This is a genomic window from Sphingomonas sp. dw_22 (assembly GCF_018449795.1).
Lineage (GTDB): Bacteria > Pseudomonadota > Alphaproteobacteria > Sphingomonadales > Sphingomonadaceae > Sphingomonas.
Window position 1 is genome coordinate 1 of record NZ_JAAVVE010000047.1, and the last position, 19985, is coordinate 19985.

Consider the following 19985-nt stretch of genomic DNA (forward strand, 5'->3'; position numbering starts at 1 on the left):
CCGCCCCCCGGCCCCGGGCCCCGGGGCGGCGCCCGCCGCGCCGCCCGGGGCGGGGGGGGCCCGGCCAGGGCCCGGGGCCAAGGGGGGAGGGCGGGGGCGGGGCCCGGCGGGCCCCGGCGGCTTCCTGCGCCAGAATCCCGGCGAGCAGGCCGCGCCGATCACGCCGGCCCCGCCGCGCCGCCTGGTCCCCGCCAAGCCGAGCGAGGCGATCGCGGGCAAGACGACGCTGCTCGATCTCAACGACCGCATCTGCAAATGGCCGCTCGGCCATCCCGGCGAGCCCGATTTCCATTTCTGCGGCGAGAAGGTGAACCCGGGCTTCCCATACTGCGTCGCGCATTGCGGCCATGCCTATCAGGCGCAGCTCCCGCGCCGTGATCGCCGCCCGCCGCCCCCGATGCCCTTCGGCGGCCCGCGCGTCCGCTGATCGCCGATGCTCCGTCGCCGCTGCATGCCCAGGGCGACGGAGCCGCGACCCGGCCCGTTCGGATAAACTGCGCGTTCGCCTTGCGCCGCTGACTCCGCACCTCCTATACCCGGTGCATGTCCGACGAAGACCTGTTCGCTTCCCCCAATGCCGTTCCCGGCACCTATGACGCCTCCTCGATCGAAGTGCTGGAAGGGCTGGAGCCCGTCCGGCGGCGCCCCGGCATGTATATCGGCGGCACCGACGAGCGCGCGCTGCATCACCTCGCCGCCGAAGTGCTCGACAATGCGATGGACGAGGCGGTGGCAGGGCACGCCAACCGGATCGAAGTCACGCTGGAGCCGGGCAACCGACTGACGATCGTCGACAATGGCCGCGGCATCCCGGTCGATCCGCATCCCAAATTCCCGGACAAGTCGGCGCTGGAGGTGATCCTCTCCACCCTCCATTCGGGCGGCAAGTTCGACGGCAAGGCCTATGCGACCTCGGGCGGCCTGCACGGCGTCGGCGTGAGCGTGGTCAACGCGCTGTCGGTCGATACCGTCGTCGAGGTCGCGCGCAACAAGGAGCTGTATCGCCAGCGCTTCAGCAAGGGGCTGACGCTCGGCCCGCTGGAGCATCTGGGCGGCACGCCGAACCGGCGCGGCACCTCGGTCGCCTTCACGCCGGATCCCGAGATCTTCGGGCCGGAAATGCTCTTCAAGCCGGCGCGGCTCTACAAGCTCGCCCGCTCCAAGGCCTATCTGTTCGCGGGCGTCGAGATCCGCTGGAAGTGCGATCCCTCGCTCCTCAGCGACGATACGCCCGCCGAGGCGGTGTTTCAGTTCCCCGGCGGCCTGGCCGATCACCTGAAGGAACAGATCGCCGGCCGCAACTGCGCGACCGCCGATTTCTTCTTCGGCGCGCAGGATTTCCCGGGCGTGGCGCAGGGGCGGGTCGAATGGGCGGTGGCCTGGCCGCTGTGGAGCGACGGCAGCTACTCTTGGTACTGCAACACCATCCCGACTCCCGACGGCGGCACGCATGAGGCGGGGCTACGCGCCGCGCTGACCAAGGGCATCCGCGCGTTCGGGGAACTGGTCGGCCAGAAAAAGGCCAGGGACATCACCGCGGACGACCTGATGACGGGCAGCGAGCTGATGCTCTCGGTCTTCATCCGCGATCCCCAGTTCCAGAGCCAGACCAAGGACCGGCTGACCTCGCCCGAGGCGGCGGCGCTGGTCGAGCGGGCGGTGCGCGACCATTTCGATCATTTCCTCTCCGACCATATGGACCGCGGCAAGGCGCTGCTCGCCTATGTGCTCGAGCGGATGGACGAGCGGCTGAAGCGCAAGGCCGAGCGCGAAGTGAAGCGCAAGACCGCGACTTCGGCCCGCAAGCTGCGCCTGCCCGGCAAGCTCACCGATTGCGCGTCGGACGATCCCAAGGGCACCGAGCTGTTCATCGTCGAGGGCGATTCGGCCGGCGGCTCCGCCAAGCAGGCGCGCGACCGCAAGACCCAGGCGATCCTGCCGATCCGCGGCAAGATTCTGAACGTCGCCAGCGCCACCAGCGCCAAGATCCTGGCCAACCAGGAGATCGCCGACCTGATCCAGGCGCTGGGCTGCGGCACGCGCAAGGATTGCGACGCGACCAACCTGCGCTACGAACGCATCATCATCATGACCGATGCGGACGTCGACGGCGCCCATATCGCGACGCTGCTGATGACCTTCTTCTTCCAGGAAATGCCCGATCTGGTGCGCCAGGGGCATCTCTATCTGGCGCAGCCGCCGCTCTATCGCCTGACGGTGGGCTCCAAGAGCCTCTATGCCCGCGACGACGCGCATCGGATCGAGATCGAGGCGAGCGACTTCAAGGGCAAGAAGGTCGAGGTCAGCCGCTTCAAGGGGCTGGGGGAGATGAACCCCAACCAGCTCAAGGAGACGACGATGGACCCCACGACGCGCGGCCTGCTGCGCGTTACGCTGCCCCAGGAATATGAGGAGCGCGCCGGGGTAAAGGATCTGGTCGACCGGCTGATGGGCAACAATCCCGCCCATCGCTTCGCCTTCATCCAGGAGAATGCGGCGCGGCTCGACGAGGAAGTGATCGACGCCTGAGGCACCCGTGTTGGGTAGGCATCCAGCCGATGTCCCCACCCGTCACCCCGGCCGCAGTGCCGGGGTCCACTCCTCCTCCAGAGAGCCCCTCACACCTCCAGCGGCTTTCCCAGCCTCCCGGTGGACCCCGGCACTGCGGCTGGGGTGACGATGGGGGTTATTTGCACCGGTCAAGAATACCATTCTCCCCATATAAATGTTGATATCATAATTATTCGCGGCTAGCGTGCGGACATCGCCTGCATGGAGACAAGTCGCCGATGCGCTACCTGCTGCTCTGCCTGCCCGCGTTCGCGCTGGCCGTTCCCGCTTCCGCCCAGACTCCGCCTACTCCCCAGGCTGCCGCACCCGCCCAGGCCGCGCCGGAATTCGAGGCGCGGGTGAAGGAGCTGGCCGGCATCCTCTCCGGCAAGGGCGACTATGACGCCTATTTCGCGCCCAGCTTCCGGGCACAGGTGCCCAAGGAGAAATTCGACCAGATCAACGCGCAGTTGATCGCCACCAACGGCCCCTATTCGGATATCCAGAATGTGGAGGCGGCCTCGCCCTGGTCGGGCGCCGTCACGGTGGCGTACCGCGATGCGCTCGCCACGATCCGGATCGCGGTCGATCCCGCAGCACCGCATCAGGTGACCGGCCTGCTCATCAGCGGCCTCACCGCGCGCGAGAAGACGCTCGACCAAGTCTCCACGGCGATCCAGGGCCTGCGCGGCGGCGCCGGTTTCGTGCTCGCCAGGCTCGGCAACGGCGCGCCGCAGGCGCTGAAGCAGCATGATGCCGACCGGCCGTTCGCGATCGGATCGGAATTCAAGCTGGTGATCCTCGCCGAACTGGTCCGCGCCACCAACGCCGGCGAGCGGAAGTGGGACGACACCGTCACGCTGGACGGTACGCCGCTGCCCGGCGGCGGCTACACCTTCAAGCCCGTCGGCACCAAGGTCAGCCTGCGCGAGCTCGCGACGCAGATGATCTCGATCAGCGACAACAGCGCCACCGACATATTGCTGCGAACGCTGGGCCGGGAGAAGGTGGAGGCGATGATGCCGGTGATCGGCATCGCCGATCCGGCGCGCAACCGGCCGTTCCTGGGCACGCTCGAGCTGTTCAAGCTCAAGGGCGTCGGCCAGGGCGCGCTGGCGAAGCGCTATCTGGCGCTCGACGAGGCCGGCAGGCGCAAACTGCTGGCCGGCGAGATCGCCGCCACCCCGATCGGCGCGATCGATCCGATGCTGTTCAGGGACGGCAAGCCGGTGATGATCGACCAGCTCGAATGGTTCGAGTCGCCGAACGACCTGGTCCGGGTGATGGACTGGCTGCGGCGCAACACCGAAGGCCCCAAGGGGACGGATGCGCGCGCGATCCTGTCGAAGAACACGAGCATTTCGCCTGCGGTCGCGGCCAAATGGCAATATGTCGGCTACAAGGGCGGCTCCGAGCCCGGCGTGATAGCGATGACGCTGCTGCTCCAGGCGAAGAACGGCGACTGGTATGTCCTCTCGGGAAGCTGGAACGATCCGGCGGCGGAAGTCGAGCAGGGGCGATTCGCCGGGCTGATCGGCAAGGCGGCGGAGCTGGCGGTGCCCGAATAGCGCTCCGCCTTTTTGCCCATCTTTCCGTCACCCCGGCCGAAGTGCCGGGGTGACCGAGTGAAAGGAACCACTGCCCCGCCTTCAGCGGTAGCCGATTACCCTAAAGTCACAAAAGTCGCAGGTCATCGCACGCGTCTGGACGTGGGAGACGGCATTTTATTCGCGATGAGAAAGAGCCCGCACAGGATCGCAGGCCAAATCCTACATTGCCAGCCCTAACCCCCACGCATCCTCAGCGCGTGATAGCGGGTGCGCGCGGCGATGCCGGTAATCATCAGCATCAGCCCCATGCCGAGCACGGCGAACGCCAGCCAGGGCGGCATGGCGAGCTGACTGCGGCGCCAGAGCAGCACCAGCACCGCGCCGAGCGCCGCGAGGATGATGCCCGACAGCCGGACGCCCCGCGCCACCCCCGCCAGCTCGCGGCGATAGGCGGCGCGCTCGGCGGGATCTTTCAGGTTCGGCGGGGCCATTGCCATTCCTCGCGCAGCAATCCGTAGAGCGCGGTGTCGCGCACGCCAATATGCGTCTCCCATTCGGCGCGGAGCACGCCCTCCAGCTTGAAGCCCAGCCGTTCGAGCAGGCCGCGCGAATGGGCATTCTCCGGATCGGTATCGGCGAAGACGCGGCGCTGACCTTCGACGAAGAGCTGGTCGATCACCCGCGCCACCGCCTCCGCGGCGATGCCCGCTCCCCAATGTTCGCGGGCGAGGAGATAGCCGATCTCGGTCACTTCACCCTGCCGCTTCTCCCCCGCTCCGACGAAGCCGATCGCCGTATCGTCTCCCTTTCGGGTGATGGCCCAGCAGCGCCAATCGGGCGAGCGCTGCGCGAACTGCGCACGGGTCTGGGCGATGTCGACATGGGCCGCGTGGGTCCACCAGGTCATCAGCTCGGCATCGGCATAGGCGGGGAACAGCGCCTCGGCATCGGCCTCGGTGCGCGGACGCAGGCGCAGCCGCCCGGTTTCCAGCACCGGCGTCCCGCGGGCTGCGCCTCGCGCCGGTTCAGCGGTTGCCGCCGATGAAATCGCCCAGTCCTCCCAGCACGCTGCCCTCGCCGCGATTCTGCCCGCCATAGCCGCCCGCCGCCGCGAGCATCCGCCCGGCCAGCCGCGAGAAAGGCAGCGACTGGATCCACACCTTGCCTGGCCCGGTGAGCCGCGCGAAGAACAGCCCCTCGCCGCCGAAGAGCACGCTGCGCACCCCGCCCGCCGCGACCAGATCGAACTCGACGCCGGGAGTGTAGGCGGCCAGGCAGCCGGTATCGACATGCAGTTCCTGGCCCGGCTCCAGCTCGCGCTCGACCACGGTGCCGCCCATCTGGACGAACACCCAGCCATCGCCCTGGAGCTTCTGCATGATGAAGCCCTCGCCGCCGAACAGGCCGGTCATCATGCGGCGCTGGAACTGGACACCGATCGACACGCCCTTGGCCGCGGCCAGGAACGAATCCTTCTGGCAGATCAGCGTGCCGCCGTAATCGGCGAGGCGCAGCGGCAGGATCGATCCCGGCGTGGGTGAGGCGAAGGCGACGCGTGCCTTGCCCGAGCCTTCATGCGTGAAGACGGTGGTGAACAGGCTCTCGCCGGTCACCAGCCTTTTGCCGGCGCCGAGAAGCTTGCCCATGAAGCCGTCGCCCTGCCCGCCGCTGCCGTCACCGAACACGGTGGTCATGCCGATGCTGGCATCCTTCCACACCAAAGCGCCAGCCTCGGCCACGGCGCTCTCGCCCGGATCGAGCTCGATCTCGACGAACTGGAGCTCCTGCCCTTTGATCTCGAAATCGATATCGTCGGCGACGCCGGACTGGCGATGATGCGACCAAGGGCTGGACGGCGGCATTAGTGTGAGCTCCCGAAGTTGTGGCTGCCTGATAGCCGAGCGCGCGGGGTCGTTGGAAGGCGGAAAGGCGCCGGCAAAATTGACCGATTCCACGACAACGCGCCCAATCTCGTAATTTTATTTCGTAAATTCGGTAGTAATTGCCATTACCCGGTGCATCCGGCGACGCACCGACCAAGCAGGCGCAATCCTACATCGCAATTTGAAAGAGCCGCCTTCACTCTGACGTAGTGACAAGAGCGACTCTGCACGGCAGCGGCTTGTGGCCGATGGCCAACCGTCTGCCGTCAAGACGGAGATGCGCCATGGCTGAAGCCGGGAACGGACGATTTTGGGTTGACCGCTTCGAGGGCATGAATGACGCTCAGATGAAAATCGAAGGTTCGCTATGGCTTCGCTGCATCTGTTCGTCGATACAAATGTCCTCCTTTCCTTTTATGCCTATGCGACCGATGACATTGAGCAACTCCAAAAGCTCTCCGGCCTGATCGGCACCGGGCAACTAAAGCTTTACGTTCCCTCGCAGGTTAACGATGAGTTTGCGCGCAACCGCGAAGTGAAGTTAGCTGCCTCAATCAACGAGTTCGCTGAAGTCGGGAACAAGGCCCTGCCTCGATTCCTTGCGGATTATGAGGAGGCGGAAGCCTATAAGAAGGCGATCAGCGATCTCGGCAAGGTTCGGAACGATCTTGTGCAGAAAGCGCGGCAGGACGCAGCCAGCAAATCTTTCGCCGTCGACAAGCTGGTTACGGATCTCTTCGAAAAGGCCGGCGTCGGGCCGGTGTCAAACGAGATGATCGAGAAAGCGCGGCTACGCAAGGAAGTCGGAAACCCACCCGGCAAGGGAAGTTCGCTCGGAGATCAGATCAATTGGGAATATCTACTCGAGACCGTTCCCGCCGAGGTCACCCTGCATATAGTCTCCAAGGACGGCGACTATCAATCGGCATTCAAGAACGGTAAGCCGCACCAATATCTAGTGGACGAATGGAAGACCAAAAAGAAGGGCGACCTTTGTTTGCACAAGGAGCTGAAGCCCTTCCTCAATGCCCAATTCGAGAACATCAAGCTGGAGGTGGATCGAGAGAAGGCAACGGCTATCGCACACCTAGTCCATAGCGGCAGCTTCTCGGTGACCCATTGGGCTATCACGCAAATCGATCCATTCTTCGATGCGCTGACGCTCGACGACGCCAATGAACTGATCGAGGCGGGGCTCACCAACAGCCAGATCCGGTGGATAGCCTCCGACGAAGACGTAAGCAATTTCTACGCCCGATTGATCGACGCATTCTCCGGTCAAATCAAGGATGGGCTCGAAGAACAGGCGAAGGCTGCTTTTCAGCCTGGGATTCTCGTGGAAGTAGAGCAAGGCGACCACAGTTCATTCTGAATTTCGGCCCCCTCCCGAATACCACCCTCTTCGCATCATACCCTAGCAGGCCAGCCTAAGCCCCCAGCGCCTCGACCAGAGCCTTGACCTTCTTCTGCCGCCATTGGGGAAGCGGCGCGACCAGCCAATAGCCCATTCGCGACGAGCGCGCCTCGCCCACCGTCACGACGCGGCCCGAGGCGATGTCGGCGCGGGCGATCAGCTCGGGGACCGTGGCCTGGCCCAGCCCCTCGGCCGCGGCGTCCACCGCCAGCCCGGCATCGGCGACGCGGACCGGCGAGCCTGCATCCTCGGCCAGGCAACCTTCCCAGGCGATCCTGGTGTCAATACCGCCGCCGGGGCGCTCTACGGTGACCATGCCGTCGCTTTCCAGCGCCTCGCCCTCATTCTCGCCGGGGCCCTCGCCCCAGCGGATCGCGAGGTCAAGATTGGCTTCGGTGAAGTCGATCGAATCGTCGGCCGGAACCAGCATGAAGCGCAGCTCGCCGTCCGCGCGGGCGATCTCGGCGAGCTTGGGCATCAGCCATTTGGCGGTGAGGTCGCGCGGGGCGGCGATCGTCAACGACTTGGAGGATTGCCCCGCCTGCATCGCCCGCACCGATTCCTCGAACTGGAGGAAGCCGGCGCGCAGCGCGACCAGACCGGCCTCTGCCTCGGGCGTCAGCTCCAGCCCCTTAGTGGTGCGGCGGAACAGGACGACGCCGAGCGTATCCTCTAGCGCGCGGATCTGCTGGCCCACGGCGGCGGGCGTCACCGCCAGCTCGTCCGCGGCGCGGGTGAACGACAGGTGCCGCGCGGCCGCATCGAGCACGCGCAGGCCGTTCAGCGGGAGATGCGTGCGCTTCACCCGGTCACCGCCGGGGCGATCAGGGTGAATTTGGGGATGGCGACGTCGAACGCCGATCCGTCCTCGCCGATCATGTGATAGCTGCCCTGCATCGATCCCGTGGGCGTCGAGAGCGGGCAGCCCGAAACATAGTCGAAGCTGCCGCCCGGCTCGATCATCGGCTGCTCGCCGACCACGCCCTCGCCCTCCACCGAATGGCGCGCGCCGCGGCCGTCGGTGATGATCCAGTGGCGGGTGAGGAGCTGCACGGTGTGAGGGCCCTCATTCTCGATGCGGATATGATAGGCCCAGAACCAGCGGCCGCGCTGCGGCTCGGACTGCTCGGGGAGATAGGACACCGACACGCGGACGACGACGCCGCGCGTCTCCGCCTCGTCGGTGAACAGGGCTTTCACAGCCCGACGCCCGCCAGCGCCTGATCGAGATCGGCGATCACGTCGTCCGGGTCTTCGAGGCCGACATTGAGGCGCAGCATGCCTTCGGTCACGCCCATCTCCAGCCGCTTTTCCTCGGCCACGCCCGAATGGGTGGTGGAGGACGGATGCGTCATCAGCGAGCGCGAATCGCCGATATTGTTGGAGATGTCGATCAGGCCGAGCCCGTCGAGCAGGCCGTGCGCCTGGGCGCGGCCGCCCTCCACCTCGAAGGCGAAGATCGGGCCGGTCGCCTCCATCTGGCGCATCGCCAGATTGTGCTGCGGGTGGCTGGGGAGCCCCGGATGGAGGATGCGCGGTACGCGGCCTTCCAGGAATCTGCCGACCTTCAGCGCATTCTCGCTCTGGCGGCGGATGCGCAGGTCGAGCGTCTCCAGCCCCTTGAGCACCACCCAGGCGTTGAACGCGCTCAGCGTCGGGCCGGTGTTGCGGGTGAAGGGCAGCAGCGTGTTGTTGATGAAATCCTCGGTGCCCGTCACGGCACCCGCCAGCACACGACCCTGGCCGTCCATCATCTTGGTGGCGGAATAGGCGACGATGTCCGCGCCATAGTCCATCGGGCGCTGGAGCGCGGGGGTGGCGAAGGCATTGTCGACCACCGTCTTGATGCCGTGCGCGCGGGCGATGCCGCACACCGCCTCAAGGTCCACCACATCCATCGTGGGGTTGGCGGGAGTCTCGAAGAAGAACAGCTTGGTGTTCGGCCGGATCGCGTCCTGGAACTGCTGGGGATCGCGCGCGTCGATCACGGTCGTCTCGATGCCGAACTTGGGGAGCAGCGAGTCGGTGAGCCAGCGGCACGAGCCGAAGGCGGCGCGGCCCTGGACCAGATGGTCGCCTTGTTCGAGCTGGCAGAGCAGGGCCGCCGTCATCGCCGCCATGCCGGTCGCCATCGAGCGGCAGGCCTCGGCGCCTTCGAGCAGGGCGATGCGCTGCTCCAGCATCTCGACCGTGGGGTTCTGGAGGCGCGAATAGGTCATGCCGACCTGCTCGCCGGCGAAACGATCCGCCGCATCGGCCGCGCAATCATAGGCATAGCCCGAGGTGAGGAAGATCGCCTCGCTCGTCTCGCCCCATTCGGAGCGCGCCGTGCCGCCGCGCACCGCCTGGGTGGCGGGCTTCCAGTTGCGGGTGATGCTTTGGTCCTGGCCGGTATGACGCTTCATGGATTTCGCTTTGCCGGGCGCGGCGCCCCTACGTCAACCACTTCTCCCTCCCTTAAGCGGGAGCGGGATGCTATCGAGCCGCCATGCTGGATCGCATCAAGGCCCTTCAGAGCCGCCCCGCCATCGTCGCCCTGCTGATCGCCCTGGCCGCGCAAGCGCTGTTCACCCTGCATCTCGACCAGCCCAGCCGGATCATGTTCGACGAGGTGCATTATGTGCCCGCCGCCCAGGCGCTGATCGACCTCTCGGCCCCGCGCAATACCGAGCATCCGCTGCTCGGCAAGGAGCTGATCGCGCTGGGCATGATGGTCTTCGGCGACAATCCGATCGGCTGGCGGATCCTGCCCAGCCTGGCCGGCACGGCGACGGTGGTGGGGGTGTTCGCCTTTATCTGGCTGCTGCTCGGCGGACGGATGCGGCCGGCTCTGGTGGGCGCGGCGCTGGCGGCGCTGAACCAGAGCCTGTTCGTCCAGGCGCGCACGGCGATGCTCGACGTGTTCCTGGGCGCGTTCGTGCTTTGGGCGCTGGTGCTGATGCTCTGGGCGATGAAGGGCACGCCCCGGCAGGTGCGGTGGCGCTGGATCGGGGCGAGCGTGCTGCTGGGGCTGGCGACCGCGGTCAAATGGGCGGCGGTGCCCTATGTCGCGCTTGCCGGGCTGGCCTTTGTCGTCATCCGCATCCTCGACGCGCGCCGGGCGAAGAAATCGATCGATTCCGCCTTCTGGATGAAGAACCAGCCGCACTGGCCGGGGCTGGCGACGATCCCGGGCCTCGCGATCCTGGGCGCGGTGAGCATCATCACCTATTTCCTCACCTTCGCGCCCGCCTTCTTCTACGCCTCCGATCCGCTCAGCCTGTCCGGCCTGCTCGATCTCCAGCGCCAGATGTACGGCGCCCAGACCCAGGTTCTGCGCCACCATACCTACCAGTCCGACTGGTGGAGCTGGCCGCTGATGATCCGGCCGATCTGGTTCTTCTACGAATGGGACATGGGCGCGCAGCGCGGCGTGCTGCTGATCGGCAATCCCGTCATCATGTGGGGCGGGCTGGTGGGCGTGCTCGCCTGCCTGGCGGCGTGGTTCCGGTCCAGGGCGATCCGGCCGCTGGCGGGGGCCTTGCTGTGGATCGCATCGGTGGCGATCTACATCGTCATCCCCAAATCCCTGGGTTTCTATTATTATTACCACCTCTCGGCGATCTTCCTGTGCCTGGTGCTGCCGGTGGCGTTCGACCATTTCGACCGCGGCAGGAACAAGGGCTGGGAGGAGTGGTTCACCGCCCTCTCGCTGATCGCCTTCGGCTATTTCTACCCGATCCTGGCCGCCTCCCCGCTGCATGACGGCCAGTCGTTCAATTACTGGATGTGGTTCCCGAGCTGGCGGTAGGCCGCCAATCCAAAACTCTCGTCATCCCGGCCTGCGCCGGGATGACGAACGATATTCAGAGTTCCGCCAACACCGCGTCGCCCATCGCCGTGGTGGAGAGGCTGCCGCCCAGATCGGCCGTGCGGGCGCCCTTGACCAGCGCAGCGGCGACCGCCGCCTCGATACGGCGGGCGGCGGCTTCGTTGTCGAGCGAATGGCGCAGCAGCAGCGCGGCCGAGAGGATCGCCGCGCACGGATTGGCCTTGCCCTGCCCCGCAATGTCCGGCGCGCTGCCATGGATCGGCTCGTACATGCCGTTGGCGCCGCTCCAGGCCGAGAGCGAGGCCGAGGGCAGCATGCCGATCGAGCCGGCGCACATGCTCGCTTCGTCCGACAGGATGTCGCCGAACAGATTACCCGTCACGATCACGTCGAACGCAGTCGGTGCGCGCACGAGCTGCATCGCGGCGTTGTCGACATACATATGGGTCAGATGGACCTCGGGATAGTCGGTCGCGAGATCGTTGACCACGTCGCGCCAGAGCTGCGACGTCTCCAGCACGTTCGCCTTGTCCACCGAGCAGAGCTTGCGCTTGCGGCGCTTGGCCATCTCGAAGCCGACGCGGGCGATGCGCTCCACCTCGCCTTCGTCATAGCTCATCAGGTCGTGGCCCTGGCGCAGCCCCTCCAGCGTGGTGCGGCGGCCCTTCTCGCCGAAATAGACGTCGCCGGTCAGCTCGCGGACGATGACGATGTCGAGGCCCGCGACGATCTCGTTCTTGAGCGGCGAGGCGTTCTCCAGCCCCGGAAAGAGCGAGGCGGGGCGGATATTGGCGAACAGGCCCAGCTCGCGCCGGATGCCGAGCAGCGCCGCCTCGGGCCGCAGGCGGCGTTCGAGCGCGTCGAAGCGGGGATCGCCGATCGCGCCGAACAGCACGGCGTCGGACCGCTTGGCGAGTGCGAGCGTATCGGGCGGCAGCGGACGGCCCGAGGCGAGATAGGCGGCGCCGCCGATTGGCGCTTCCTCGAACTGGAGATCGAGATCGAGCGCTTCGAGCACGCGCCTCGCCTCATGCGTGACTTCAGGACCGATCCCGTCACCGGGCAAAACAGCAATCAGCGGCATTTCCGCTCCCAATAGCTCGAAAAACCGTGCCGCTTTGCCGATACCGCGCCAGTTAGGCAACCGCCCGCAGCAATCGATCGACCAGCCGTGCGCGCGCGGCGAGCGTGTCGGCGCTTTTTCCGATCAGCAGATCGCGTTCGAGGAAGTGGCCGGTGAGCTTGAGGCCGGCCAGGATATCGTCCCAATCCGCCTCGCCGCCCTCGATCAGGAAGCGGGGCAAGGCGAGCAGGCGGCGCTCATAGCCCTCCGCGCCCAGGCGGCTGACGGCGATGCCGCTTTTCGGGCTGACAAAGGCGAGATCGTCGTTGCGGCCGGTGGCGGCGCAATGCTCCAGGTCGAGGCCGAAGCCCAGATCGGCGAGCAGCAACAGCTCGTAGCGGACCAGCGCCACCGCCCAGCCGCGCGCCGCCGGCGCCGCCTCGATCGCGGCGAGCACGCCGTCGAGCGCGCTGTAGAGGCGCGGATAGGGCTGGCCGTCGGGCAGGGTCGCGGCGGTGAGCGCAGTCGCCCAGTCGAACGCGGCGGCAGGCAGCGGCTCGCCGAACATCGGCGCGCGGCTGTGGATCAGCTCGACCGTGAGCGCGGCAAGCTGCTCCTCGGTGCGGGCGCGCCATTCGCCGAGGACAAGGTTTGCGGGCTGGAGGATCGGGCGGAGCGCCCGCGAACGGCCGCCGCGGACATAGCCGGGCTGGAGGCCGTCGCTCTCGGTGAGCGCACGCACCACCGCGCCATGCTCGCCATGCGCGCGGATGCTGAGGATGATCGCTTCGGCGCGGAGATGCATGGGACATGCCATATCAAGCCCCGCGCCTTCGGGGGAGGGGTTGGGGGAGTTATCACGAGCTTCGGTCTCGGTGAGACACTGCCCCACCCCAAACCCCTCCCCTGAAGGGGAGGGGCTTTTTCAGGCGCCTCGCCGGACCCGTTTCGCGAGTTTCTCCAGCCCGGCCGCGTTCACCGCGCGTTTCGCCAGCGCTACCGAGGCGTTGAAGCCGCCGAGCGCCGCCATCGTCAGCCGGTTGGCGAGGCTCGGGCGCAGCAGGAGGAGATCGATACAGGCCACGCCGCCGGTGGCGAACTGGCGCTTGTGCTGGCCCTCCCCTTCCGTGAAGTCGAATCGGCCGAAGCGTTCCTCTGCGAACAGGTCGCGCATCGCCTCGAGCTGGAGCACCGCGCCCGGCGAGAGATCGTTGAACGCCGGATCATGGCCGACATGGGCGTAGATCACGGTATCGCCCAACACCGGGCAATAGAGGTACGCGACAGGCTCGCCGGCGATGTAGAGCAGCCAGGCGCGCGCGCGATCTGCGGCGGCCAGCGCCAGCATCTCCCGCACGAACTCCGGGCCGTCGGGCAGGCCCGAGCCGAGCAGCCGCTCCTGATAGGTGCGCTGCGAGATCTGCCGCGCAACGGCGTGGAATGCCTCCAGTTCGTGCGGCGCGTGGAAACGGCGGACGTCGAGCGCGCCGCCGCCTGCAATCTTCTTGGCCTTGCGCTTGAGGCCCTGGCGGGCGTTGGACGACAGGCCGCCGAACCAGGCGTCGAAGCCGATCTCGAAATCGAGATAATAGCGCGTGTAGCGCTGGCGCACGAAGGGCAGCATCCCGCCCGAGGCATGGAGCATCGCCGCCTGGCGATCCTCGGGCAGCGACGTCACCGAATAGCCGTGCGTGCCGCGTTCCAGCGGCGGGAGCACCGGCAGCCGACTCTCGATCGCATCCTCCAGCGTGAGCGGCACGCGGGCCAGCGACCGCCGCACGGCGAACAAGGTGCGCGCGCCGATCTCGAACTTGAGCCGCACCGGCTTGGCGGGATGCGCCGCCGTCATGCCACGCGTTCCTCGACCAAGTTCGACCAGAGCTGCTCCGCCTGGCGCAGGCGGGTGCGCAACAGGCTGGGGCCGAGCGGCGCATCGGCCTGGTCCAGCCGCAGCACGGGCAGGTCGCGGAAATGGCTAGTCACCAGCGCCTCGCGGCGGCGACCCAGCAGGCGGCACAGCATCTCGAAACGGCGGACATGCACGGCGTTGGGCCGGGTGCCGGCGCGATTGGCGAGCTCGAAGCTGTGCCCCACCACCGTCACCGCCGCATGGCCCGCGCGCGCGGCATGATCGAGCGCGGCCTTCATCTCGGCGGCGGAAAGCGCGCAGATCTGGAAATGGCGGAGGTGATCCCTGCGGTCCTCGATCAGCGTGACCGGAACCTCGGTGATCCCGCGATATGCGATCGGCGCGATCTGGCGCGCATCGAGGCCGATCGCGCTGGGCCAAGGATGCTCGGAGCCGTTATGGCTCGAATCATAGCGGAAACCGAGCTCGGCCAGGGCAAGCAGGGTGTCGTCGCTGGCCGAATAGCTGCCCGATCGGAAGGCGACCGGCTTCGGCGCACCCGCCGCGACCAGCATGTCCGCCGCGCCGGCGATCAGCCGGGCCTGCTCCTCCAGGCTGTAGTCGATCAGCTCGAACGGGCCGTAGCTTGCGCCGCGATCCCCCGCCGTCGCGCCGGTCCAGTTGGGATGGAGGTGAAGCTGCACCTCCTGCCCCGCCTCCAGCACCGCGCCCACCACGCGCCGGATCGGATCGAGGCCGTAGACCAGCGCCGGCATCGGATCGACGAAGAAGGTCGCCTTCAGCCCATGCCGGCCGAGCTGCGCAAGCTGCCAGCCGATGCCGACGCCAGCGGGCTCCAGCGAGCGCTGGACGATCGTCTCCGGATCGAGCCCGGCGACGTGATGGCGCCACATCAGCTCGGTATCGATGGTCAGGAATACGCGCGTCGGCATGGCGCGGGGCTTAGCGCGCCGGCGTGAAGAAATCCCGAATCCGCACGATACGCCCTATGGCTTGATGCCGTACCGATCGTAATCCTCGTCCACGCGCGGCCAGATCGTCCGGGCCGCGGCGAGATCGGCGTCCGCGCCGGGCGCGCCCGTCCGCTTGCGGATCACCCCGCGCATGAACAGGCTTGCCGCCTGCTCCGAATCATAGTCGAGCGCCGCGTTCAGATCGGCGACCGCGTCGTCCATCCGGTTCATGCGGAAATAGACCAGCGCCCGGCTGTCGAGCGCGGAGGCCGGGGATTCGCTCAATTCGATCGCCTTGGTGCAATCCTTGAGCGCCGTATCGAGCGCGACGTTGCGCGTGCCCTTGATCCAGCAGCGCGAATTCATCAGCCCGGCATTGCCCGGCGATTTCGCGATCACGCCGTCGAGCAGCGACAGTGCTTCATCGGTCCGCTCGCCGCCGGCAAGCAGATCGGCCTGGGCAATGACATAGGTCGTCTTCTCGTCGCCGCCCGCGGCGACATGCTCGGCCAGGCTGTCGATCGCCGCATCGCGCTTGCCATGCTCGGCCTCCAGCGCGGCGACCATGCCGATCGCGCCGCTCGCGCTCGGATCGAGCGCCACTGCCGCCTGCGCATCGGCCAGCGCCCGCACATCGTCGTTGAGCGCGCGATATTGGCGCGCGCGGCGCAGATAGATGTCGACGCTGGGCGCAAGCTCGACGGCCTTGGTCAGATCCTTGATCGCCCCCGCGCGATCATAGATCCGCTCGAAGAGCCAGGCGCGATCGGTATAGCTTTCGACGTCGTCCGGCTTTTCGGCGATCTGCTGGGCATAGACCGCCAGGATCGGCGCCAGCCGCTTGCTCCGCTTCGCCGCATCGGCCTCGGCGAGCAAGGTTGGGCGGTCGGCGGGCGCGATGGCCTTGAGCAATTGCGTCTTGGCCTGGGCGACCTGCGCGCGCGTCGCCGAGATATCGGCCGGCGCGGTTTCGATCAGGCCCGAGACCACGCGATCGTCGACGGTGATGACGCCATCCGGCCCCAGCGCCGCGCTGCGGGTGAGCAGCTTGCCGCCCAGGCTGCGCGGCAGCGTGGTCGCGCCGCTCAGCGTGAAGCCCTTGCCGCCATCGGGCAGATGGGTGCGGACCAGCACGCGCGAATCGTCATAGCCGCCGCTTGCGACGGGAATGTCGCGCCACGCCGAACGCGCGCGATCGGGCGTGAAATCGATCGCGTTGACCGTCGAATCGAGCGTGACAGTGAGGCGTTCGTCCTGCTTGCTCCATTCGGGATAGGCGATGCCGTGCGCGGCGATCGTCGCGCTCGCGGTCGCCTCGTCATATTTGAAGCTGCGGCCGACCGCCTCGTTCGCGCCGAGCAGCCCGGTGAGCAGCCGATCGATGGCGGCATCGGTATCCTCCTTGCCGCTCTGGATCGAGACGACGCGCATCACCTCGGCGGTCGCGCCGAGCACGGTGATCCGCGCGGTATAAGGCATCGGCAGCAACAGGCCGGCGGTCGCGTCGATATCGATCTCCGCGTCGTTCATCGGCCGCGCATTGGGGCGCATCGGCATGTCCATCAGCCCGGCGCCGCCGACGCGCAGCGGCAGCGCATGCCGAAAGGGCGGCACGTCGCCGAGATCGGAAAGCCGCGCGCCCGAACCGGTGCCGTCGAGCCACAGGCTCTCGCCGCCGATCGTCGCGCGGACGATCATATGGTTGAACGCCCCCGGCATCGGCAGGCGGACCGCCAGCAGATCGCCGAGATCGGCGCTCACCAGCACCGGCTCCGCCTCGATCCCGAGCTCCCGCAGGATCGAGAGCAGCAGCAGCGACTTGGCCTTGCAGTCGCCATAGCGGGCGGACCAGGTCTGGGCGGGCGCTTGGGGCACGTAATTGCCGCCGTCCATGCCCTTGTACAGATAGCGGACCTTGTCCTGCACCAGTTGCAGCGCCAGCGCCGCGCGGGTGCGCGGATCGCTGCTCGCCGCGGCGATCTTCGCCGCTTCCGCCGCAAGCGGGCTTCCCGGCGCGATCGCGCCGTCGGTCGCGAAGAGCGGCGCCATGTCCTTCGATACTTCGGACCAGTCGCCATAATTGGTCATGTCGAAGATCGGCAGCGGCTGGAAGCGGCCGGGCGCATCGCCGGGCATCTCCGCCGGCTTGGCGACGGGCAATGTGAACGACAGCTCGTGAAAGCCGTCCGCGCGATCGACCGGCTTGAGCTCGATGCCCTTGATATAGGTCCGCGTCTTCAGGTCCATCGATTGCGGCCAGAGCGTCCGGATGCGCCCGAACTGCAACCGCGCCGGTTCGGGAACCAGCAGCGACGTGTTCTGGACATGGCCGTGCAGCGCCGGATCCTTGTGCGTGATCGAGAAGCTGAGGTGGAGCACGTCGCCGACGCGCAGGCCCTCGACCGCCAGCGTCGCCGTCAGCAGGCCGTTCAGCGTCGCCCGCTCCAGCTGCTGCTCGCGCTGGAGCACCTTGAAGCGATCGCCCGATGCCAGCACGTCGATATGCTCTGTGCCGCGCAGGATTTCGACGCGGTGGATGATGATGTCGCCCTTGCTCGGATCCCAGGGCAGCGGCAGCGTACCGGCCTGGGTGAGCACCGCCGGCGAGGCGATCCGCATTGCCATGTCGGTATAGGCCCAGACCTGGCCGTCCTGGAGCCGCTGCTGCTGATCCATCACCAGCAGCACCGGATCCGCATCGCCCAGATGGCTGACGTCGATCGGCGGCGCGGGCTGGACCCAATCCGGCGCGGCGGCATAGATCGGCTTGTCCCCGGCATGGGCGACGCCGACGAAAATGGTCGTGGCCAGCAACGCGGCTATCGATCTGCGCAAATTCCACCCCCTGTTGATCCCGCGAATCTAGCCACTTCTCCGGCGCACTCAATAGAGGGCCGCGCAGGCACGGTGCAGAAGCGCGGGAATTTCGGTGCACCGCCCGGAAGCGTCAGCCCGCGTGGAAATAATCGTAGAGCTGCTGCGCCACCGCCGCCGATACGCCCGGCGCCCTTTGCAGATCCTCCAGGCTGGCGCCGCGCACCGCGCGGGCGGTGCCGAAGTGCATCAGCAGCGCCTTTTTCCGCGCCGGGCCGATGCCGGGCACTTCGTCGAGCGGGCTCGCGCCGATCGCTTTGGCGCGCTTCGCCCGGTGCGCGCCGATCGCGAAGCGGTGCGCCTCGTCGCGCAGGCGCTGGAGATAGAAGAGCACTGGCGAATTGACCGGCAGCATCAGTTCGCGCCCGTCCATCAGGTGGAACACCTCGCGCCCCTCGCGGCCATGATGCGGCCCCTTGGCGACACCGACCAGGCAGACATCCTCGATGCCGAGATTCTCCAGCACGCCCTTCACGGCATTCAACTGCCCGCGCCCGCCATCGACCAGCACCAGATCGGGCCAGGTGTCGCCCTGGCGATCGGGATCTTCCTCCTGCGCGCGGGCGAAGCGGCGGGAGAATACTTCGCGCATCATGCCGAAATCGTCGCCCGGAATGGTCTCGGCACGCTTGATGTTGAACTTGCGATACTGGTTCTTGCGGAAGCCCTCCGGCCCCGCGACGACCATCGCCCCCAGCGCATTGGTGCCCTGGATATGGCTGTTGTCGTAGATCTCGATGCGATCGGGCGGCTCGGGCAGCTCGAAGATATCGGCGATCTCGGCGAGCAGCTTGGCCTGGGTGGTGCTTTCCGCCAGCCGCCGGTCGAGCGCCTCGACCGCGTTGCGCTGCGCCTGCTCCATCAGCCGCCGCCGCGCGCCGCGCTGCGGCACCGAGAGCGCGACCTTGAAGCCCGCGCGCTCGGCCATCGCCTCGGCGAGGATACCCGCCTCCTCCAGCTCGCGATCGACGAACACGTTCTTCGGCGGCGGCACTTCCTCGTAGAACTGCATCAGGAAGGCCGACAGCACTTCGTCCTCCGGCACCTCGTTGGTGTGCGCGGGGAAGAAGCTGCGATGGCCCCAATTCTGGCCGCCTCGGATGAAGAACGCCTGGATACCCATCACGCCGGACTTGTTGGCGAGCGCGAAGATATCGGCATCGCCCACCCCTTCGGCGTTGATCGCCTGGCTGCCCTGGATGAAGGTGAGCGCCTTCAGCCGGTCGCGCAGCACGGCAGCCTGCTCGAAATCGAGATTTTCCGCGGCAGCCTGCATCGCCTCGCCGAGCTTGGCCTGGACCTTGGTCGACTTGCCCTGGAGGAAATCGCGGGCGTCGTTCATCAGCTCGGCATAGCCGGCCTCGTCGATGCGGCCGACGCAAGGCGCCGAGCAGCGGCGGATCTGGTAGAGCAGGCACGGCCGGTCGCGCGTGGCGAAGAAGCCGTCGGTGCAGCTCCGGAGCAGGAACAGCTTCTGGAGCGCGTTGAGCGTCTTGCGCACCTGCCCCGCGCCGGCGAACGGCCCGAAATAATCGCCCTTGAAGCGCCGCGCGCCGCGATGGAGCTGGACGCGGGGGAATTCATGGTCGCGGCGCAGCAGGATGAAGGGGAAGCTCTTATCGTCGCGCAGCAGCACGTTGTAGGGCGGGCGGAAGCGCTTGATGAGCTGCGCCTCCAGCAGCAGCGCCTCGGCCTCGTTGTTGGTGGTGACGATCGTCATCGAGCGCGTCTGGGCGACCATGCGCTGGAGCCGCTTCGATAGGCGCTGGACCTGGGTGTAGTTGGTGACGCGGTTCTTGAGCGCCCGCGCCTTGCCGACATAGAGCACGTCGCCGCGCGCATCCTGCATGCGATAGACGCCGGGCCGCGCGGGCAGCGTCTTCAGCACGTTGCGAATCGCCGCCACGCCCGCGTCGAGATCGGGCGCGCCTTCGCCGCGCACCGCGTAGGTCGCCTTTTCCTCATTGAAGCGATTGGGGGAATTGGGGTCTGACATCGTCATGGTCGATTTAGGCAT

At 67.2% G+C, this 19985-nt stretch carries 17 protein-coding genes; 5 read left to right on the top strand and 12 right to left on the bottom strand.

What is annotated here, in order from left to right; translation table 11 throughout:
* The 3 genes from HB724_RS16945 to HB724_RS16955 all read left to right on the top strand — a co-directional run.
* Nucleotides 1-427 (top strand): GcrA family cell cycle regulator (locus HB724_RS16945; protein ID WP_256731587.1); only part of this gene is annotated, 427 nt, incomplete at its 5' end.
* 116 nt (nt 428-543) lie between these two features.
* Nucleotides 544-2529, top strand: coding sequence for a DNA topoisomerase IV subunit B (gene parE / locus HB724_RS16950; protein ID WP_213982127.1), 1986 nt, complete (start codon nt 544-546; stop codon nt 2527-2529).
* Between the two features lie 260 nt (nt 2530-2789).
* Nucleotides 2790-4118: a serine hydrolase gene (locus HB724_RS16955; protein WP_213982128.1), complete on the top strand. Its 1329-nt coding sequence runs from the start codon at nt 2790-2792 to the stop codon at nt 4116-4118.
* Between the two features lie 215 nt (nt 4119-4333).
* On the opposite strand, the gene HB724_RS16960 is transcribed toward HB724_RS16955, so the two are convergent.
* Genes HB724_RS16960 through HB724_RS16970 form a run of 3 tightly spaced genes read right to left on the bottom strand, consistent with a single transcriptional unit; the run spans nt 4334 to nt 5962 of the window.
* Nucleotides 4334-4591, bottom strand: coding sequence for a hypothetical protein (locus HB724_RS16960; protein WP_213982129.1), 258 nt, complete (start codon nt 4589-4591; stop codon nt 4334-4336).
* Complete coding sequence (locus HB724_RS16965) at nt 4573-5094, bottom strand: GNAT family protein (RefSeq protein ID WP_346344751.1); 522 nt, start codon at nt 5092-5094, stop codon at nt 4573-4575. The genes HB724_RS16960 and HB724_RS16965 overlap by 19 nt, the downstream gene beginning before the upstream one ends.
* 31 nt (nt 5095-5125) lie before the next feature.
* A complete protein-coding gene (locus tag HB724_RS16970) occupies nt 5126-5962 on the bottom strand; it encodes a TIGR00266 family protein (RefSeq protein ID WP_213982131.1) in 837 nt (278 codons plus the stop codon).
* Between the two features lie 388 nt (nt 5963-6350).
* On the opposite strand from HB724_RS16970, the gene HB724_RS16975 reads away from it, so the two are divergent.
* Nucleotides 6351-7355 (top strand): PIN domain-containing protein, encoded by a 1005-nt coding sequence (locus tag HB724_RS16975; RefSeq protein ID WP_213982132.1) that lies wholly within the window; start codon nt 6351-6353, stop codon nt 7353-7355.
* 55 nt (nt 7356-7410) lie between these two features.
* Here the strand turns inward: HB724_RS16975 and HB724_RS16980 are convergent, their stop codons facing one another.
* From HB724_RS16980 to HB724_RS16990, 3 genes are read right to left on the bottom strand one after another with little or no spacing between them, the layout of a single operon-like run.
* Nucleotides 7411-8202: a LysR family transcriptional regulator gene (locus tag HB724_RS16980; protein WP_213982133.1), complete on the bottom strand. Its 792-nt coding sequence runs from the start codon at nt 8200-8202 to the stop codon at nt 7411-7413.
* Nucleotides 8199-8597: a Co2+/Mg2+ efflux protein ApaG gene (gene apaG, locus HB724_RS16985; protein WP_213982134.1), complete on the bottom strand. Its 399-nt coding sequence runs from the start codon at nt 8595-8597 to the stop codon at nt 8199-8201. The genes HB724_RS16980 and apaG overlap by 4 nt, the downstream gene beginning before the upstream one ends.
* The gene (locus HB724_RS16990; RefSeq protein ID WP_213982135.1) at nt 8594-9802 is read right to left on the bottom strand and encodes an aminotransferase class I/II-fold pyridoxal phosphate-dependent enzyme; all 1209 of its coding nucleotides are present in this window, start codon (nt 9800-9802) and stop codon (nt 8594-8596) included. Before HB724_RS16990 ends, apaG begins: the two co-directional genes overlap by 4 nt.
* Before the next feature lie 83 nt (nt 9803-9885).
* Between HB724_RS16990 and HB724_RS16995 the strand changes: the two genes are divergently transcribed.
* Nucleotides 9886-11187 (top strand): phospholipid carrier-dependent glycosyltransferase, encoded by a 1302-nt coding sequence (locus tag HB724_RS16995; protein ID WP_213982136.1) that lies wholly within the window; start codon nt 9886-9888, stop codon nt 11185-11187.
* A 55-nt stretch (nt 11188-11242) separates the two neighbouring features.
* On the opposite strand, the gene leuB is transcribed toward HB724_RS16995, so the two are convergent.
* From leuB to uvrC, 6 genes are all read right to left on the bottom strand, one after another.
* Nucleotides 11243-12292, bottom strand: coding sequence for a 3-isopropylmalate dehydrogenase (gene leuB, locus HB724_RS17000; RefSeq protein WP_213982137.1), 1050 nt, complete (start codon nt 12290-12292; stop codon nt 11243-11245).
* Between the two features lie 52 nt (nt 12293-12344).
* Entirely contained in the window at nt 12345-13076 is a 732-nt protein-coding gene (gene recO / locus HB724_RS17005; RefSeq protein ID WP_213982138.1) for a DNA repair protein RecO, read from the bottom strand.
* 120 nt (nt 13077-13196) lie between these two features.
* Nucleotides 13197-14120, bottom strand: a complete 924-nt coding sequence (locus HB724_RS17010) for a GNAT family N-acetyltransferase (protein WP_213982139.1) — start codon at nt 14118-14120, stop codon at nt 13197-13199.
* Nucleotides 14117-15073 (bottom strand): polysaccharide deacetylase family protein, encoded by a 957-nt coding sequence (locus HB724_RS17015; protein ID WP_213982140.1) that lies wholly within the window; start codon nt 15071-15073, stop codon nt 14117-14119. The genes HB724_RS17010 and HB724_RS17015 overlap by 4 nt, the downstream gene beginning before the upstream one ends.
* A 54-nt stretch (nt 15074-15127) precedes the next feature.
* The gene (locus HB724_RS17020; protein WP_213982141.1) at nt 15128-17929 is read right to left on the bottom strand and encodes a DUF3857 domain-containing protein; all 2802 of its coding nucleotides are present in this window, start codon (nt 17927-17929) and stop codon (nt 15128-15130) included.
* A gap of 112 nt (nt 17930-18041) precedes the next feature.
* A complete protein-coding gene (gene uvrC, locus HB724_RS17025; protein WP_213982142.1) occupies nt 18042-19964 on the bottom strand; it encodes an excinuclease ABC subunit UvrC in 1923 nt (640 codons plus the stop codon).
* Nucleotides 19965-19985: the final 21 nt, after the last annotated feature.

What these genes read in the sequence shown, in the direction of transcription:
- parE (WP_213982127.1), top strand. Translation starts at nt 544, where the DNA reads ATGTCCGACGAAGACCTGTTCGCTTCCCCCAATGCCGTTCCCGGCACC.
- HB724_RS16955 (WP_213982128.1), top strand. Translation starts at nt 2,790, where the DNA reads ATGCGCTACCTGCTGCTCTGCCTGCCCGCGTTCGCGCTGGCCGTTCCC.
- HB724_RS16960 (WP_213982129.1), bottom strand. Translation starts at nt 4,591, where the DNA reads ATGGCCCCGCCGAACCTGAAAGATCCCGCCGAGCGCGCCGCCTATCGC.
- HB724_RS16970 (WP_213982131.1), bottom strand. Translation starts at nt 5,962, where the DNA reads ATGCCGCCGTCCAGCCCTTGGTCGCATCATCGCCAGTCCGGCGTCGCC.
- HB724_RS16975 (WP_213982132.1), top strand. Translation starts at nt 6,351, where the DNA reads ATGGCTTCGCTGCATCTGTTCGTCGATACAAATGTCCTCCTTTCCTTT.
- HB724_RS16990 (WP_213982135.1), bottom strand. Translation starts at nt 9,802, where the DNA reads ATGAAGCGTCATACCGGCCAGGACCAAAGCATCACCCGCAACTGGAAG.
- HB724_RS16995 (WP_213982136.1), top strand. Translation starts at nt 9,886, where the DNA reads ATGCTGGATCGCATCAAGGCCCTTCAGAGCCGCCCCGCCATCGTCGCC.
- leuB (WP_213982137.1), bottom strand. Translation starts at nt 12,292, where the DNA reads ATGCCGCTGATTGCTGTTTTGCCCGGTGACGGGATCGGTCCTGAAGTC.
- recO (WP_213982138.1), bottom strand. Translation starts at nt 13,076, where the DNA reads ATGCATCTCCGCGCCGAAGCGATCATCCTCAGCATCCGCGCGCATGGC.
- HB724_RS17010 (WP_213982139.1), bottom strand. Translation starts at nt 14,120, where the DNA reads ATGACGGCGGCGCATCCCGCCAAGCCGGTGCGGCTCAAGTTCGAGATC.
- HB724_RS17015 (WP_213982140.1), bottom strand. Translation starts at nt 15,073, where the DNA reads ATGCCGACGCGCGTATTCCTGACCATCGATACCGAGCTGATGTGGCGC.
- uvrC (WP_213982142.1), bottom strand. Translation starts at nt 19,964, where the DNA reads ATGTCAGACCCCAATTCCCCCAATCGCTTCAATGAGGAAAAGGCGACC.